This window comes from Bartonella sp. AP57NXGY (assembly GCF_042195805.1).
Taxonomy (GTDB): domain Bacteria; phylum Pseudomonadota; class Alphaproteobacteria; order Rhizobiales; family Rhizobiaceae; genus Bartonella.
In genome coordinates this window covers 1-977 of sequence record NZ_JBHIOZ010000392.1, presented here as the reverse complement: position 1 = coordinate 977, position 977 = coordinate 1, and the positions used below count along the sequence as shown (strand labels likewise).

Sequence of the window (977 nt, the reverse complement as noted above, 5' to 3'; positions counted from 1 at the left end):
AATGTATAAGTTTCCAGTTGCAAACAAAAGCCGTGTCTTAAAGGACGCGGCTTTTTTGCTATAAAGCAGCCCCCCGCGCCGTTATGTTATTTACGCTGCTTTATCATCACCACAAATATCTTCAGAAATTTTTTGATTGCCATTAACCACGGCATTGCCATAAATCTTTACATAGATAGGTGGTGCATAGCCATCTGTACGAGGCTTGCTATAAACCGTTGCCTGATCACAAACCCGTGCATTACCATAAACCTTTACATGCTCAGAAATAGTAGCCCTGTCATAAACCTGCGCATCATCGTAAATCTCAGAAAATCCATAAATACAAGCATTTCCATAAACGCGTGCATTTCCATAAACCCTGCCAGTTACATGCGCATAATCAGAAACTTTTGCATTATCAGAAATATGACCAAGAAAAGAGACCTGAGCATTATCACAAACAACTGCATTGCCAAAAACATTACCATTAACCATTGCGTTATCACAAATTTTTGCATTATCAGAAATTTTTGCATTATGAAAAACCTGAGCATTGTCACAAACAATAGCGTTGCCTGATATTTTTGCACTTTTATAAACACGTGCATTATTACGCACTTGTGCATTTTCAGAAACAACAGAATCCATAGCAACCATGGCGTTATCATAAACCCAGCAATCACCATCATGTGATAAGCTTTTTTCGTTTTCAATAACGCCACCGAGATCACCTGCTTTAACATCTGCAAAATCTCTTAATGCTCTTATACGACGTACAGTTTTTCCCTCAGGAATACGGTGGATTTCATCTGTGAGTTCATATTTTTTGGATACATTTTTAGTGGTCATAGGTAGCTCCCTAATCTAATATTCAAACAAATTTTTAAATGAAATGGTTATAAGGAGGCGCCCCCGCCACGCCCGCGCCGTTATTTAAGCTGTTTTCCTATGAGGACGACACATAACAAAGCAAATTTCACCATAAGGAGAAAGGC

The 977-nt window shown here is 38.7% G+C and carries 1 protein-coding gene; it reads right to left on the bottom strand.

From position 1 onward, the window contains the following. Nucleotides 1-90: 90 nt before the first annotated feature. Complete coding sequence (locus ACFIL8_RS11075) at nt 91-831, bottom strand: hypothetical protein (protein WP_375626935.1); 741 nt, start codon at nt 829-831, stop codon at nt 91-93. Nucleotides 832-977: the final 146 nt, after the last annotated feature.

Coding starts and splice junctions, on each gene's coding strand:
- ACFIL8_RS11075 (WP_375626935.1), bottom strand. CDS start 831: ATGACCACTAAAAATGTATCCAAAAAATATGAACTCACAGATGAAATC.